Source organism: Pedobacter sp. CAN_A7, assembly GCF_015752175.1.
Taxonomy (GTDB): Bacteria; Bacteroidota; Bacteroidia; order Sphingobacteriales; family Sphingobacteriaceae; genus Pedobacter.
In genome coordinates, this window is sequence record NZ_JADOUW010000002.1 from 1,215,018 (window position 1) to 1,232,302 (window position 17,285).

Annotated in this window: 11 protein-coding genes; 2 read left to right on the plus strand and 9 right to left on the minus strand. The window is 40.7% G+C overall.

Annotation, left to right across the window (positions count from 1 at the left end):
* Positions 1-91: 91 nt before the first annotated feature.
* Complete coding sequence (locus IWX76_RS11385) at positions 92-2,734, plus strand: outer membrane beta-barrel protein (RefSeq protein ID WP_196859999.1); 2,643 nt, start codon at positions 92-94, stop codon at positions 2,732-2,734.
* 12 nt (positions 2,735-2,746) lie between these two features.
* Here the strand turns inward: IWX76_RS11385 and ettA are convergent, their stop codons facing one another.
* Entirely contained in the window at positions 2,747-4,426 is a 1,680-nt protein-coding gene (ettA, locus tag IWX76_RS11390; RefSeq protein ID WP_196860000.1) for an energy-dependent translational throttle protein EttA, read from the minus strand.
* A 181-nt stretch (positions 4,427-4,607) separates the two neighbouring features.
* On the opposite strand from ettA, the gene IWX76_RS11395 reads away from it, so the two are divergent.
* On the plus strand, positions 4,608-7,145 hold the full coding sequence (locus IWX76_RS11395; RefSeq protein WP_196860001.1) for an ATP-dependent Clp protease ATP-binding subunit: 2,538 nt from the start codon (positions 4,608-4,610) through the stop codon (positions 7,143-7,145).
* A 62-nt stretch (positions 7,146-7,207) separates the two neighbouring features.
* Here IWX76_RS11395 and IWX76_RS11400 read toward each other — a convergent pair whose 3' ends face one another.
* The 8 genes from IWX76_RS11400 to IWX76_RS11435 all read right to left on the minus strand — a co-directional run bounded on the left by IWX76_RS11400 (position 7,208) and on the right by IWX76_RS11435 (position 15,950).
* Positions 7,208-8,281: a PA0069 family radical SAM protein gene (locus IWX76_RS11400; protein ID WP_196860002.1), complete on the minus strand. Its 1,074-nt coding sequence runs from the start codon at positions 8,279-8,281 to the stop codon at positions 7,208-7,210.
* Between the two features lie 39 nt (positions 8,282-8,320).
* Positions 8,321-9,550: a carboxypeptidase-like regulatory domain-containing protein gene (locus IWX76_RS11405; protein WP_196860003.1), complete on the minus strand. Its 1,230-nt coding sequence runs from the start codon at positions 9,548-9,550 to the stop codon at positions 8,321-8,323.
* A 7-nt stretch (positions 9,551-9,557) separates the two neighbouring features.
* A complete protein-coding gene (gene recN, locus IWX76_RS11410) occupies positions 9,558-11,225 on the minus strand; it encodes a DNA repair protein RecN (protein WP_196860004.1) in 1,668 nt (555 codons plus the stop codon).
* Positions 11,226-11,295: 70 nt separating this feature from the next.
* The gene (locus tag IWX76_RS11415) at positions 11,296-12,951 is read right to left on the minus strand and encodes a M56 family metallopeptidase (protein WP_196860005.1); all 1,656 of its coding nucleotides are present in this window, start codon (positions 12,949-12,951) and stop codon (positions 11,296-11,298) included.
* A gap of 1 nt (position 12,952) precedes the next feature.
* Entirely contained in the window at positions 12,953-13,336 is a 384-nt protein-coding gene (locus tag IWX76_RS11420) for a BlaI/MecI/CopY family transcriptional regulator (protein ID WP_196860006.1), read from the minus strand.
* A gap of 114 nt (positions 13,337-13,450) precedes the next feature.
* On the minus strand, positions 13,451-14,650 hold the full coding sequence (coaBC, locus tag IWX76_RS11425) for a bifunctional phosphopantothenoylcysteine decarboxylase/phosphopantothenate--cysteine ligase CoaBC (RefSeq protein WP_196860007.1): 1,200 nt from the start codon (positions 14,648-14,650) through the stop codon (positions 13,451-13,453).
* A gap of 44 nt (positions 14,651-14,694) precedes the next feature.
* Complete coding sequence (locus IWX76_RS11430; protein ID WP_196860008.1) at positions 14,695-15,021, minus strand: DNA-directed RNA polymerase subunit omega; 327 nt, start codon at positions 15,019-15,021, stop codon at positions 14,695-14,697.
* On the minus strand, positions 15,021-15,950 hold the full coding sequence (locus IWX76_RS11435) for an outer membrane protein assembly factor BamD (RefSeq protein WP_196860009.1): 930 nt from the start codon (positions 15,948-15,950) through the stop codon (positions 15,021-15,023). The genes IWX76_RS11430 and IWX76_RS11435 overlap by 1 nt, the downstream gene beginning before the upstream one ends.
* Positions 15,951-17,285: the final 1,335 nt, after the last annotated feature.

Below are 17,285 nucleotides of genomic sequence, written 5' to 3' on the forward strand. Positions count from 1 at the left end.
TTTATTATGTTCGCATAAGGACACGATGCGATAGAAAATCATCGGGATTATAAATCTATTGTACCTTTATATTCATAATTGTTGGCTGCCGATGAATAGGATTTCTCTTCTTCTTTTTACAGTAGTTAACCTGCTTACGGTGGTTTCTGTATTTGGGCAAAGCAATAATAGATTGAATGGTACGGTAAGAGATTCCCTGAATCGTCCGATTCCCGAAGCCAGTATCCAAATTGTATCCGGTCAGGATACTTTATTTGGAAACACAGATTATCGCGGTAAATTTAACATTACGGGCATCAGAACCGCCGAAGTGTTTGTACGTATTACGGCCATGGGCTTTATGTCGTATCAACGCAGGTATAAATTTAGTCCGGTTCAACGAACCCTTAACATTCAGCCTTTCCTGGATCCAGATGCCAATACCTTGAAAGAGGTGGTGATCAAAGCTAATGTCAATCCCATTCGGATTGCCATAGATACCATAGAATATAACGCTGCTGCTTTTTTAGTGACCGAAACAGACCGGGTGGAAGATCTGCTGAAGCAGCTGCCTGGTGTAACCATAGATAATGATGGTAAAGTAAGCGCTATGGGTAAACCCATGACTAAACTCCGCATTAATGGTGAAGATTTCTTCACAAACAATGTTAAAGAGTTTATATCGCAGTTGCCGGCAGACATGGTTGCTAAAGTACAAGTGATAAACGATTATGGCGATGAGGCTAATTTTACAGGAGTTAAAACGGGAAGCTCGGAAAAAATGCTGAATCTGGTTACTAAACCTGGCAGAAGCAAAGGGAACTTTGGAAACAGCGCTATTAATGGCGGAACAAATGAACGTTATGGTTTGCAGACCAATGCAAACCTCTGGCGCGAGAAAAAACAGATTGGTATTAAGGGGAATGTGGTGAGCACAAATAATGCTGCCGGGGTAAGTAGGAATATTAATACAGGGTTTAATTATAGAGATAAGCTAAGCAATACTGTAACCGGAACCTTTGCCTATTCTTTCGATAATGTGGATAATAACATCAACCAGCTCGATTACATAGAAACCATAAACTACCTGGGTACTATTTTAACAACAGATAGTAGTCAGCGAACAGCGAACAGCAATAAACATAACCTCAACTGGGGTTTACAATCAATAGGGGACAGGAGTTATTTTCAGGCGGGTGTGGTTGGTTCATTTTTAAACACTGATAACTATTTTCAAGGTAATACTACTCAGAGAGGTGTAATTTGGCAAGACCAGCGTAATAACAATGCATCTGCCCAATATTCACCCGAATTTAATATGAATGTAGCCTGGGCCTACAGGTTAAAAAAGCCTGGTCGGAATTTTTCCATTGGTGTTACCGCAAAAAATGGAATTAGTCATATGGATGAGGCATTAAGCAGCAGCATCGGTTATTATGATGCCAGTCAGAATAAGATCCCAAGAGATTCTTTACTAAACCGTATTGTGGATACCCGTAATAAATCCAGAAATCTGGGTGGTAGTTTTCGCTTTAGCGAACCAGTTGGTGTTGACAGTGATTCATCGGTTAGCAGAAACATGGATGTTTACTACAATTTTCAAATGGAAGAAAATGATAATAAGTTGTCCACCAGGGTAAACAACAACCTCTTTAATAGTCGTTTAGTTGATTCCTTGAGTACCAATTACACTTCCAGGTTCCTTTCGCACCTTATTGGATTGAGTTACCGTTATGGTGCAGAAGATATCAGTTATAGCCTGGGGATCACGGCGCAGCCTAATTTATTGGTGGTTGAAAATGAATCTCCGCAAAGTCGTGTCAATCATGCCGGCTTCAACATTGCACCTGTGGTTAGTCTTAACATGTTGCTCTCTGCAGCCAGCAGCATTAGTTTTAATTACAATGGTAACAGCAATGCACCGAATTTATCCCAATTACAGCCGGTGCCAAATACCCGCAATTTGCAAAATGTGGTCATCGGTAATCCTAATTTGAAATCTACTTTCACCCACGGGGCCAGCTTTTCGTACCAAAACAATAATCCTGATAATGGGCGTGCACTCATGCTTGGTTTGAATTCAAATTACATACAGGATCAGGTGGTGAGCAATATTGTGTTAATTCAGGATACGCTGAACAGTTTAAAGCAGGAAACCAGATTTGAGAATGCAAATGGGGGATATGGGATCGATGCCTTGTACTCCTGGTCAAGGCCATTTATGCAAAACCAGGTTAACCTGGAATTCAGAGGCAGCGTAGGTTTTGCAAACCATGTCTCCTATGCAGATAATGTGCTGAATAATAATAAGGGTTTTAACCTCTCGCAGTCCATCATGTTGAGGTACAACCAGAAAGGGTTTACCATTAGTTCAGATGTAAATTATACTTATAATAGCAATCGGTACTCCCTGGCTTTATCAAATTTAAGGGATATACAGGTGTATGAGCTTAACCTGAATGCCAGGGCTTATATAAACCCTACACTCGCCATTACGCTAGATGCTTCAAAAAGGATTAATGAAGGTTACTCGCTGTATGCCAATAATCCTTTTCTAATGAACATCAGTCTCCAAAAGACATTCCTAAGAAAGGAGCAAGCCATGTTTAAGTTACAAGCTTATGATTTGTTTAATGAAGGCAATAGCCTGATCCGGAGCCTTTCAGATAATTCCATCATCGATAGTAAAAACAGTCAATCGACACATTTTCTACAATTAAGTTTTATCATTAACCTCCAGCAATTTGGAGGTTAATGATAAAACTAGTTATACTATTTTTCTGTATTTTATGCGGTGTGGTGTAACATCACCCAGTCTTTTCTTACGATTTTCTTCGTAATCGCTATAATTCCCCTCAAAGAAATAGACTTGCGAATCTCCTTCAAAAGCAAGAATATGAGTACAGATACGGTCAAGGAACCACCTATCGTGACTAATCACAACGGCGCAACCCCCAAAGTTTTCTAATGCTTCTTCCAGTGCCCTTAAGGTGTTTACATCAATATCGTTGGTTGGCTCATCTAGTAGCAGCACATTGGCGCCTTTTTTCAGCGTAATGGCTAAATGCACCCGGTTGCGTTCTCCACCAGAGAGAATGCCGACTTTCTTTTGCTGATCGCCACCATTAAAGTTAAACTTGGATACATAGGCACGTCCACTTACTGCTTTATTACCCAGTTGGATGTTATCGAGTCCGTCAGTAATATTTTCGTAAACTGTTTTTGCAGGATCAAGGTCATTGTGCATCTGGTCCACATAGCCAAGCTCTACAGTTTCTCCAACACGGAAGTCGCCGCTATCTGCTGTTTCCTGTTGGGTAATTAACCTGAATAAAGTTGTTTTACCAGCACCATTGGGTCCAATGATACCCACAATGCCTGCTGGCGGTAGCGAGAAGCTTAGGTTTTCAAACAATATTTTATCGCCATAAGCTTTAGTTACATTGTTAGCTTCAATAACCACGTTACCCAATCTTGGTCCCGCTGGAATAAAGAGTTCCAGTTTATCTTCACGTTCTTTCGAATCTTCAGAGGCTAGTTTATCATAATTTGACAAACGTGCTTTTGACTTGGCATGTCTGGCTTTTGGTGCCATGCGTACCCATTCCAATTCTCTTTCCAGCGTTTTCTGACGTTTACTTTCGGTTTTTTCCTCCTGCGCTAAACGTTTTGCTTTTTGTTCTAACCAGGATGAATAGTTTCCTTTCCATGGAATACCTTCACCTCGGTCTAATTCAAGGATCCAGCCCGCCACGTTATCAAGGAAATACCTATCGTGGGTAACCGCAATTACAGTTCCTTTATAGTTTTTCAGAAATTGCTCCAGCCAGTCGATGCTCTCCGCATCAAGGTGATTGGTTGGCTCATCTAATAACAATACATCTGGTTCTTGTAACAACAAGCGACACATGGCCACCCGGCGACGTTCACCCCCAGAGAGTACAGCTATTTTTGTGTCAGGTTCCGGACAGCGTAAAGCGTCCATGGCACGTTCCAATTTATTGTCCAGTTCCCAGGCGTTTACAGCATCAATTTTGTCCTGTAATTCGCCCTGTTTAGTCATCAGCTTGTCCATCTCATCAGGGTTTTCGTAAACCTCTGGTAAGCCGAACTTTTCATTGATTTCTTCGTATTCTTTCAGTATAGCGGTAATCTCCGCAACGCCTTCTTCTACAACCTCCCTAACCGTCTTGTTCTCATCAAGTTCCGGCTCCTGGGCAAGGTAGCCAACCGTATATCCTGGCGAGAAAACTACCTCTCCCTGAAACGATTTATCAAGTCCAGCAATTATCTTTAAAAGTGACGATTTTCCTGATCCATTTAGACCAATAACTCCTATCTTTGCTCCATAGAAAAAAGACAGGTATATGTTTTTTAGCACTTGCTTTTGAGGGGGATAAATCTTATTCACTCCCGCCATTGAGAATATTATCTTTTCGTCTGACATAATTACTTCTTAAATTTCAAATATCGCCAATAAAGTCAGAACTCAGTAAGTTTTATGAAATATAGGCAGGAGTAACAATTTTTTTAATCTAATGGCGTAATTGTTGATAAAAATTTATATCCGGCACGTCTTATTCAAAACATTTTAATAGTTTAGGACAATCTGGTTAAGAAAGGTATATATGGAAGCTAAATTTTCACCACAAGTTAAAGACGTGATTTCGTTTAGCAGGGAAGAAGCCCTGAGATTAGGACACGACTACATAGGCGCTGAGCATCTTTTATTAGGCCTAATTCGCGAAGGCGATGGTATGGCTATTAAGATATTAAAATCTTTAGGTGTGGACACCACCAAATTACGACGTTCTATTGAGGATGCCGTTAGAGGTACGTCCAGCGTTACTGTTAATCTGGGAAATATCCCGTTAACTAAGCAGGCGGAGAAAGTATTAAAAATCACTTATTTGGAAGCTAAAATCTTTAAAAGCGACCTGATCGGAACAGAACACTTGTTGTTATCTATTCTGCGTGATGATGATAATATCGCCTCACAAATTTTATTGCAGTACAGCATTAATTATGAAATTTTCAAACAGGAAGTGGAAGTAAACAAAAACGGATACAGAGATGATCCGCAAGGAAGTGCTTCAACCGGTGATGATGATTACCGTGAAGAGGAAAGCTTCAGCAGCCCGAAGAAAGTTTCAGATATTAAATCTAAAACACCTGTACTGGATAATTTCGGTAGAGATTTAACTAAAGCTGCAGAAGAAGGTCGTTTAGATCCTATCGTTGGTCGTGAAAAAGAAATCGAGCGTGTATCGCAAATACTATCACGTCGTAAAAAAAATAACCCCATTCTTATCGGTGAACCCGGCGTAGGTAAATCGGCCATTGCCGAAGGTCTTGCCTTAAGAATTGTTCAACGCAAAGTATCTCGTGTATTGTTTAACAAACGTGTGGTTACTTTAGACCTGGCCTCTTTGGTGGCAGGTACTAAATACCGCGGTCAGTTTGAAGAACGTATGAAAGCGGTGATGAATGAGCTTGAAAAATCTACTGATGTGATCCTATTCATTGATGAGATCCACACCATTGTTGGTGCTGGTGGTGCATCAGGTTCTTTGGATGCGTCAAATATGTTCAAACCGGCATTGGCGAGGGGAGAAATTCAATGTATTGGTGCCACTACCTTAGATGAGTATCGCCAATATATCGAGAAGGATGGTGCATTGGATCGTCGTTTCCAAAAGGTAATGATTGAGCCAGCTACACCGGATGAGACCATTGAGATTCTAAATAGAATTAAAGAGAAGTATGAAGACCACCATGGTGTGACGTATACAGACGAAGCAATTAATGCTTGTGTGGCCTTAACTTCACGATACATTACGGACCGCTTTTTACCGGATAAAGCCATTGATGCTTTAGATGAAGCAGGATCACGTGTGCATTTAACTAATATTCATGTTCCTGATGATATCATAGATATCGAAACCCGCATTGAAGACATCAAGGTGGAGAAAAATAAGGTGGTTAAAAGTCAGAAATATGAAGAAGCCGCTAAACTAAGAGATACAGAAAAAAATCTTTTAGAAGAGTTGGAACGTGCTAAAGCAAGTTGGGAAGCAGAAACAAAAACAAAACGTTATACTGTTTCTGAAGATAATGTAGCTGAAGTAGTATCCATGATGACAGGTATTCCTTTGCAAAGGGTTGGACAAACCGATAGCCAAAAGCTATTAAACATGTACGACACCGTAGCCACCAAGATTATTGGTCAGGATGATGCCATCAAAAAGTTAACAAAAGCCATTCAACGTACCAGAGCGGGATTGAAAGATCCTAAAAAGCCAATCGGTTCTTTTATTTTCTTAGGCCCAACGGGTGTAGGTAAAACAGAGCTGGCTAAAGAACTTGCAAGGTTCATGTTCGACAGTGATGATGCATTGATTCAAATTGACATGAGTGAATACATGGAGAAATTTGCAGTGTCTCGTTTAGTGGGCGCGCCTCCAGGATACGTAGGTTATGAAGAAGGTGGCCAGTTGACAGAAAAAGTTCGCCGTAAACCTTATGCAGTAATCTTATTGGATGAGATTGAAAAAGCTCACCCAGATGTATTCAACATCTTGTTGCAAGTATTAGACGAAGGTCAGTTAACCGATAGCTTAGGCCGTAAGGTAGATTTCAGGAATACCATTATCATCATGACTTCGAATATTGGTGCACGCCAGTTAAAAGATTTCGGACAAGGTGTAGGTTTCTCAACCATCGCTAAAACAAACCAGGTCGATGCACACTCCAGAGGAGTAATTGAAAATGCCTTGAAACGTGCTTTTGCACCAGAGTTTTTAAATAGGGTAGATGATGTTGTCGTATTCAATACCTTAGGTAAAGAGGAGATCTTCAAAATTATCGACATCGAATTGAAATCGTTGTTTGACAGGGTACAGAAGTTAGGTTATGAAATTAAACTAACGGAAGTCGCTAAAGACTTTATTGCCGAGAAAGGTTTCGACATTAACTTCGGTGCACGTCCTTTGAAACGTGCTATTCAAAAATACCTGGAAGACCCTATTGCAGAAGAGATCCTTAAAGGTGAAATGCAGGAAGGTGACATTCTTGAAATTGATTACGATAAAGAAGGTGATAAAATTACCGTGGTTAACAAAAACCCAAGTAAAACCATTAAAGAAGGTGGCGAAAGCCCAGAATAGGTTGATCTTATATTTAATTACAAAACGCCTGCTGTTTAATTACAGCAGGCGTTTTTTTTGAACTAAAATAAATCAAGCTGGGCCCGTGGCACGCGAAAAAGACTGGAGTCTAATGTGGTATCATCAATATTTAGCTTATTGATGCGGCAATGCAACGTAAAAGTGTCCTTGATCATTTTCGCAATATTTCCATCACCACGCATTCGGTCGCCAAACCGACTATCGTTTACACTGCCACCATGGCAGGATTGTATCATGTGCCATACTTTATCTGCACGGTCTGGGTAATTCTTTTTTAACCAGTCTTCGAAGATTGGTCCAATGGCACCGTTCAACCGAACTACGGTGTATCCCGCACGTTGTGCGCCATGGTCTGCAATGGTTTTTAATATTTTAGGAACTTCATGGTCACTCAGTCCTGGAACCAGCGGCGCTACCATTACCCCCATAGAAATACCCACTTTACTCAATTCTTCTACAATTTTCAGTCTTTGTTTGGCGGTAGTGGTCCGTGGTTCCATCTTCATGCGCAACTCTTCATTCAAGCTGTTAATCGAAACGTACACCCTGCACAGGTTTTGTCTGGCCATGTCCTGCAATATATCTTTATCGCGTAAAACCAGCGCATTCTTAGTAATGATACCAATAGGTTGTTTATATGCCAGGGCAATTTCCAATAGCTGTCGCGTAAGCCTGAACTTCCTTTCTGCGGGTTGGTAACAATCTGTATTTCCAGAGAGGGAGATGACGCTGGCGTCCCAGCCTTTCTTTTCCAAAAACTTTTTAAAGAGGGCAGGGGCATCTTGTTTAACAATGATTTTACGTTCAAAATCGAGGCCGGCACTATAACCCCAGTACTCATGTGCATTGCGTGCATAACAATAAGTACAACCATGTTCACAGCCCTGATAGGGGTTCAGCGAATACGCCATGCCAACATCAGGGCTCTCCACCTTATTAACGATTGATTTGGCTGCACCCATAATAAAGGAAGTTTTGCGCTGCTCCACCTCCCAATCGTCTATACCCTCCACATGTTCCTGCACATAATCGTTTTTTTGGAAATGATTATGAGGATTTAACTGTGCGCCACGGCCTTTAACATAAGTGTCCGGGTTTTCTTCCTGACCATTCATACTGCTAATTTACTAAATATATTAGTAAATTAGCAAGTGTTATTTTTTTGGTAAGGGCATATAATCCATAGGTACCATGTCGGCTATTTTCTCAAAAGCCCAAAAACCTTCAAAAAGGAAAGATTTAGGCTGGAAAATACCGCCCGAAGCATAAAAATGTACTGGCCCTTCCAACAGGTGGACAATGGAAATCTGGTAGTTTGGCATATCCAAAGGGCGATTGATCGAATGGCCTGAGGTATTGGTGTAGGCATTTGTTTCCCGTTCTTTGGTATAGATCAGGTAAAGATCATCTTTGAAGTTCAAGGTTTTTAAATCTGAGTATTGCTGTTTAACCAAGGTGTCTGTCAGCACATCGCTGCGGTGGAGCGTGCTGATTTGCTTAGGCATTTGTTTTATTTTATACCAATGCGTTAAGGAATCGCTTTCTGCCGAGTTCATACGGATCACACCACCCAGCACTTTCTTTAACCGCGAAATTTGCGCTTCAATTACGCTATCTGATGGTCTGCTGCTGTTATCCAGCTTCACCAGCTTATTGATCACAAATCCTTCTTCCTTGGTTTTGCCCTGGTAAAGCGACTTAAAAAAGTGTTGTGGAGAACCATAATAGGCAAGCTCCCTATTTTTTACCCATTGCTTTTTCTTCGATGCCGAACCTTTCAACTCTTCAAAATTGGGCAGACCCGAATAATAGACAATACGTGTCTGGTAATTGTATTCGAAAAACTGCAGCATGTATTTCAGGCGATAACCTAAGGCCTTATTTTCGATCACTAAAAATTCATTTGATTTTACCACAAGTGTTTTTTCCTTGTCGTCATAGTCTACCCGTAAAGCTTGTGGGTTAAGCAATTTACTTTGCTTGGCATTTGGTGATTTCCCAATAAAAAACTCCTTAAAAAGTTCAATGTATCGCTCACGATTGGGATCTACCTTAATGACAACTTCTTGCAACTGAATGGTGTTTTCGCTGAGCACAATGTTCATGCTTACGGCTTTATCTGCAATAATTACATTTTTAGTGTAAGGCAGATAGCCCATCATTTCCACCAGTACATCATAGTTTCCCGGTTTCAGGTTACCTAACACAAACTTGCCATCCATATTGGTTACCGTGGCTGTTTTATAACCACTCAAATAAACTCCGGCGCCAGGTAGTGTTTCACCACTTTTGTCTTTTATGGTACCTGATATCGATAGGCCCTGTGCCCAAACATTTACCGCAAACAGCAACAATATACAGAGACTTACCAGGTGTTTTTTCATCTGTAAGTTATGATAATTGTCCTTTATCCAGCAATTCGCGCGCATTAGCTTTGGCCGATTTACCCGGAGGTTTTCCACTTAGCATCTCCGCAATCACATAAACACGGCCCTCACGGTCCAACCTTTTAATACCCGTCGTACTTCTTGCGGCATCCTCATTTTTATACACAAAGAAGTGTGCATTTCCTTTGGCAGCAATTTGTGGCAAGTGTGTAATGCAAACCACCTGCATGTTTTGTTCCAGCTGGCCAATGACCTGACCTACACGCAGCGCAATTTCACCCGAAATACCAGTATCTATTTCATCAAAAATTAAGGTAGGCAAGTCGCTATGTTTAGCCAGGATAGATTTAATGGCCAGCATAATTCTGGATAGCTCACCCCCTGAAGCCACTTTAGCAACCGGCGCTGGCGGCTGACCACTATTTGCCGAAAACATTAGGGCAATATTATCCTTACCGTCTTTGTTCAGTTCCTTGACTACCGTTTGTTTAATTTTAATTTTAGCATTAGGCATGCCTGCCTGCGTGAGGATCGCTGCAACTTGCGATTCTGTTGCTTTGATAGACTTGCTGCGGTTTGCCGATAACTGGTCGGCCATTTTTTCTAGTTCTACCTTTAGCAGTTCCGTTTCTTGTTGCAGCCGTTCAATTTCTTCCTCACCACTTAAAATAAGACTGAGGTTATTGGAAAGTTCATCCTGAATAGCCATAAGCTCAGGAACAGAATTAACACGGTGCTTTTGTTGTAGTGTATACAGCAAATCTAAACGGTGACTTATTTCATCAATTCTTGCTGGGTCAAATATTACATGCTCCTCCAGCGTGGCCAGTTCACCGCTAATATCTTTCAACTCAATCAGCGCAGAGCGCAATCTTTCGGTCAGCTCGGCATAAGCCGGATTAAATTGTTCAACCCCATGCAGTTGGCTCACCGCTTCCTTAAGCATAGGCAAAGCCGATGCCTCGTCGTCACTTAATAACTGGTAACTGGTCACTAAACTTCTTTTTATGGACTCCGCATTATTGAGGGTTTCAAGTTCCGCTTCCAGGGTTTCCTGTTCATCGGCCTGTAAATTAGCCTGCTCCAGCTCATTGAATAAGAATTGTTCGTAATCTTGTTTATTACGTGCCTCATCGGCTATCTTTTGTAATTCACTTAAGCGAACCTGGTTTCTTTTAAACAGTTTGAATTTATCGCGGTAGTTGTTCAGCAATGATTCATGATTGGCCAATCCATCCACCACCATAAGCTGGAAACCAGGGTCGTTTAACTCCAGGGTGGCATGTTGCGAATGGATGTCAATAAACCTTTCGCCAAGGTGTTTCATCACCGATAGGGTTACCGGCGTATCATTTATAAAGGCGCGGGATTTTCCATCGATGGAAATCTCGCGCCTCAGTATACTTTCTTCCTGAAAATCTAAATCATGCTCTTCAAACAAAGGTTTCAATCGGTCGCCTTTAAGCTTGAATACACCCTCAATAATACACTTTTTCTCCTGGTTAAAGAAAAACTTAGTCTCTGCCCTGTGCCCTAAAATAAGGGAAAGCGCGCCTAACATAATTGATTTACCTGCTCCTGTTTCACCAGTAATAATGTTCAGGCCCTTATCAAGTTCCATCTCAACATTATCAATCAAAGCGTAGTTTCGTATCGAAAGTTTTTGTAGCATATCCTTTGCTAAATTATAAAAACTTAGTCAATGGATGTTCATCCTTTACGAATAAAATTGCTGATGCTTTTTAAAAATAGGATGCATCTGCGCAGTCTTCCTCATTATGGTTACCGGAGTGTATAGTGTCTTCCACGCATGCTGCTGCTTCCTTAGCCGCTGCTGCCGCTTCTCTTATCTGTTTCTTAAACGCTGGCGAATTAAAGTGATCTGCTAATTTTTTACTTTCTACTGTAAGCTGCAGACTATGTAATTTCATCACTTCCATCTCTTTTCTAAAAGCAGGCGTGTTCACCAATTTGGCCATCGCTAGTCCTTCACTTTTTGCTTTCTCCACCTGCTGTTTCCAGGCGTCGCTTTTTATAGCTAATTGCATGTCAACCGCAACCTTTTTAATCTCGGCTTCGTGTTTTTTCCAGGCTGGCGACTGGTAGTAACGGCTAATTTCTTCTGCATGTTTCCTCATCTTTTCTATAGATGCCTGATCAGGTTCTACCGGTGGAGGTGGCGGCGCAGGTAAGTTTAAGGGTGCAGGTGGGGCTGGTGGTGCTGGCAGTTCCACTCCAGCTGCTGGTGCAGGCGGCGCAGGAATGGGCTGTGCATTCACTTTTAAGCTTTTATTTTTTGTTATCGTTTTACTTTTCTTGTTTTTTATGGTGTCCTGGGCTGGTGCCCAATCTGTAGAAGTTGTATAGGCTATGGTGGCCTGCCTAACAGCAATAATTTTCTTTTTAACTGTTGTTTTCGAGGTTACCGGGTTAATCCAGGCCAGTGATACCAGCGTAAGCACGGTTACGGAAATAGCTAATAGCTGTTGTTTCGTGGTGTTGTAGGTCGTCTTCATATCTGTGATTCGTTTGATGCGTTGATAAAGATTTTGGTTATTTCCGCTGGCGGCCAAGGTAAATACCGGTGTTTGTTTCTCGTTAATCAGTTCAATTTGTAACAGGGCATGTGCATAAGTAAGTGGTGTATGTGTTTTTTGTACCACAATGTCGTCGCAGGCATGCTCTCTTTCTCTTTCAATCATGCTGCTGCAAAGCCAGGTAAATGGATTAAAGAACAGGATGGTCTCCATTACCGTTTTCATCGTGTTAAGCATGAAATCGTTTCTCCGTATATGTGCCATTTCATGGATGAGGATCGCCTCTACATGCACCATTTCCAGCTGACTGGCAAAAGAGATAGGGAATAAAACAATGGGTTTTAAGTATCCCAGTACCAGGGGTACACTTACCCGATCAGATAAATAAAACATCACATTTTTGTTAATCTTCAGTTCCTGAGTAATACGCTCAAAAAGAACCTGCCAATCTTTTGGTACCGCCACTTTTGGCGATGTTTTTAACTTCCATAGTTTATGGTAACCGCCAGCCAATATGACTACCTGCATCAATAAACCGATGCCATAAATGCTTACCAGCATGGGGAAGTAGAACTCTGCTTGTTTGCCAAGTGAAACTGGGATCACCTTACCTAAAGATAGCGAGTTGGATACCGAACTTAGGGGCGGCCAGGTAAATACAGAAAAGAAAGTCAGGCAAAAGCAACTGAAAATCATACTCAAGGTGATAAAAGCCAGGTTATGTTTCATCCTTGCATTTAGCTTCGGGATCAGGAGAAGGGTAATCAGCAAGAGCCCATATAATAAGGTGCCTTGCCATAATGAATGGAAAATACTCCACCCCGTGGCTTTGATGATGTTATTTACTAATGCTTCCATCATTTTATTTTTTACTAATTTCTTCTAAATAAGCTTTTATAGAATTGATCTCCTCCGTGCTGGCTTTATGGTTACCCAGAGCCTGCATCACCAGGCGGGTGGCAGATCCATTAAATACATTGTTGATCATTTTATTAACCAGATGTTGTTGGGTTTTTTGCTGATTGACCAGCGAACGGTAAATATGGGTCTTGGACGAGGTATCCCTCGACACCAAACCTTTTTCATGCATAATCTGCATAAGCTTTAGGGTGGTTGTGTAGCCTGCATCTTTATTTACTTCTAAAATTTCATGCACATCCCTTACCGTACAGTCGCCTTTTTCCCATAAAATCTGTAAAATCTCTAATTCGCTCTCGGTAGGTTTAAATAAAGTATCTGCTTTCATCTGTGTATACGAATTGTTTCGTACACTAATCTACGAATATATTCGTATAAACAAAAAATAATTCGAATAATTTTTTTGTCGAAGATAAGTGCTTTAGGGGCAGAGGAGTAGCGGCTATTTGCCCATCATGGCCACGATGGCATCGCTGATGTCTTTGGCGACTTCAGTTTTTGATTTAACATCAAATACGGTCTTTTCAAAAGTCTTGTTAAAGAGGGTAATTTTGTTGGTGTTGGTTTTAAAACCTGCACCTGGATCATTAAGGGAATTCAATACAATCAAATCCAGGTTTTTCTTTAGCAGCTTGGCTTTGGCATGTTCTTCTTCATTTTCTGTTTCCAGGGCGAAACCAATGAGCAACTGGCCGTTCTTTTTCTGCCGGCCTAAGCTGGCCAGGATATCAGTAGTTTTTACCAGATTTATAGATAGATCGTTTTCGTGTTTCTTTATTTTCTGATTGGCAACGGTCTGCGGCGTATAATCAGCAACAGCGGCACTCATAATGGTCACCTGGCTATCACCAAAGTGCGCTTCACATGCCTTAAGCATATCGGCAGCACTCACCACATCTATGCGATTCACGTTGGCCAGGCTTTTCTCAGCCGTAGGGCCTGTAATGAGCGTTACTTCAGCACCCATTGCGGCAAAACGATCGGCTATAGCGAAACCCATTTTACCTGACGAATGATTCCCAATAAACCTAACCGGATCAATGGCCTCATAGGTAGGTCCTGCAGTAACCAATACTTTTTGTCCACAAAGCGGAAGGTCTTTTTTAATATAGGCGGTGAGGAAGGCAACTATTTCTTCTGGTTCAGCCATGCGACCTTCACCAAATAAACCGCTGGCCAGTTCACCTTTATTAGGGGCAATAATGGTATTGCCAAATGCCTTAAGTTGTGTAATGTTGTTTTGTGTACTTTGGTGTTTCCACATGTCCAGGTCCATGGCCGGCGCCAGTAATACCGGGCATTTTGCCGAGAGGTACACCGCGGAGAGCAGGTTATCGCAGAGTCCATTAGCCATTTTGGAAATGGTATTGGCACTTGCAGGGGCAATGATCAGGTAATCGGCCCACAGGCCAAGCTCCACATGGTTACTCCATACGCCAGTTTCTTCTTCAAAATACTGCGTATATACCGGATGTTTGGATAGGGTAGCTAGGGTAAGGGGGGTAATGAAATTAGCCGCATCAGCGGTTAATATAACCTTGACGTTTGCGCCAGCTTTAATAAGTAGCCTTACTAAAACTGCAGATTTATAAGCGGCAATACTGCCACAAACGCCAAGGATAATGTTTTTTTGATTAAGCATAGTTTTTAATGCAAGTCGATGTGCAAATTACGCTATGCATCTATTTATTCTTGATCTTTAACGGGGTTTCTGTAGTAAATTTTATCGTTCAAAAATTCATCAATAGCAATTAATGTTGGTTTTGGTAAACGCTCATAGTGCTTGCTGATTTCAATTTGTTCTCTGTTTTCAAAAATCTCTTCCAGGTTATCGTTTGCTGAAGCGAACTCAGCCAATTTGCCGTGTAGTTCTTCCTTCATATTGTTAGAAATCTGGTTAGCCCTTCTTGAAATAATGACTAAAGACTCATATAAGTTATGAGTTTTCTGATCTAAATCGTTGATGTTTCTCGTTACCGTCGTATTCGGTACAGCAGGTTTATTAGTATTCATTATTTTATTGGGGTTTTAATCAAGTTATTGGCACTGTCTATTTTCGCTTCTTTTTCAAGCGTCGATTTGTATCTCGCCATTTGCTCTGCTTGTGTAGCTAAAATGTTTTTAGCTTTTTCAATACCAGCCTGGCTATCACTTTTTAATTTCTCTACTTCTTGAGTCAGTTTACTTTCCGGATGTGCTTCAAAAAACTCATCAGCATAAGCTATGGCTTCTGTAAATCTTTCTTCCTGACGGAATTCATAACTGGCATTGGCATACATGTATTGCGATTTCACAATCAGCATGTTCATTTCTTCCGCATATTTAATGTCAGGAAAATCAATCTGTGCATTTTTCAACGCAATTACTGCAGATTTGTAGTTACTAATATCATATCCGCCTAGGTCATAGTACATCCTGGCGTTTTCGTAGGCTTTATCTTCTAATTTGCCCCTTAAGTTAGCAATAAATTTACTGGCATCAGCAGCACGTTCACTTTTTGGGTATAAGTTGATGAACAATTGCATGGCATCAATAGCTTTATATGTATTCTCTTGGTCCAGTGTGTATTCTGGTGAATCCAGGTAATAACAATAAGCGCCTAAATAGCGGCATTCTTCAGCATATTTACTGGTAGGGTAGGTATCAGCAAAGTATTTAAACTGAAACCTTGCTGTAGTATAATCTTTTAAATGATAATAGGTAAGTGCATAGTGGTAATTCAACTCTTCTGCTTCGGCTCTTCCCCTGTATTTCTGAGAAAGATCTTCGAAAAGAATCAAAGCCTTCGAATAGTTTTTATTGTTATACAGTTTCATGGCCTCCTGATACTTTTTAGCCACATCATTGCTCAACCTAATTTTCTCAAACTGGCTTTTACAACCCGCTATGCTTAGTGTAATAACAGTGAAACTTAATATAAATACGTGTTTAATTTTAAACATTCTGCAAAGATAAGTAATAATACGATAACGTCAATTAAAAATAATCAGGCGCTAATCTATATAAAGGCATTGATCCTTTCAAGTCATTAACATAATTTAACACATCGTCTAGGTTTATTTTTATGGCTTGTAGGTATGCCGGGATTTTTGACTAGGGGGAGTTTGTTTGCTAAACCGGTTAACGTCTGTGAGCTGGCAGCTAAACGGCGGGCATTCGGTTTGCGCATTGACTGTTAACTTGTATAAAGTGGCCTGTTAAATCCCAGTTCCAATTATACTGGTCCTCGAAACATTACTTAGCGGAGAAACGGGTATAGAATTCGGTATAAAGCACATGAAATATTCAGCTTGAATAAGATGCTGGTGATCATTATGCTTCTTCAAAATCCCGATCAGACACATGTGGGTAGTTTCAGATTTCGCATAAATCAGGTCGATATGGGGTACACCTGAGTCCATAATGAATACGACATGAATCCGTATTGAATCCGTGTTTTTCTACAAATAGTCGTATTCATTACATATTGACCTCATATTCAACTTATATGCAGGCATACCTTGTCTGTGGCCCTAGCAAAAACGCTATGACCGATGCAAGGGATTTTACTGAATAAATTAGTTGGGTTTGCCAAAGATTATTTTTGATGATTAAGTGTGGGAGTCAGCGTTCGTTTTAATGGCAGTTGTTATGCACTTACTTATTAATTTCACCTATAAGAAAAGGTATGTGGTTATCGCCTGATCTCTTATCTAGGAGAAGGTATGTGATTATAGCCTACGGTAATAAAAGTGGTAGTATATATATACTACTATTTGCTTCAACTCATTTGTGCTAATTGAATGTTGCTTGTGCTGCCCAATATATATACTGCTACTATTTACTATGTCTATTTGTGCTGATTAAATTTTGCTTTGTTGGCCAATATATATACTGCTACTTTTTATTATGCCAATTTGCGCTGGTTGAATGTTGCTAGTCGTGCCGAGGTTCTGTTGTATACGTTTTACAGGCATTGCTATCACTGCATATATTTACTTTTATACCGTGTTGTTGCTTTGTTATTGTGATTAATACAATTAATGCGAAAGAACGGCTGTCAAAGCTGGACCGGTGGCTAAAACAACCTTGCCTAACCCACCGTTCAAGCAACTACCTTAGGCTATAAAATAAAAACCGTAATTTTTTTATCAGTAACAGAGCGACTTAGCTATGCTATACAAATATAAGCTACAATTGTTTTGCGGGGATAGAATATTTTCCTACTTTTGCATCCCGCTTCGGAGGAAGGGAAACAGTGAAAAGGATAGAGAAGAGGTTGATTTGAAGAGTTGAGT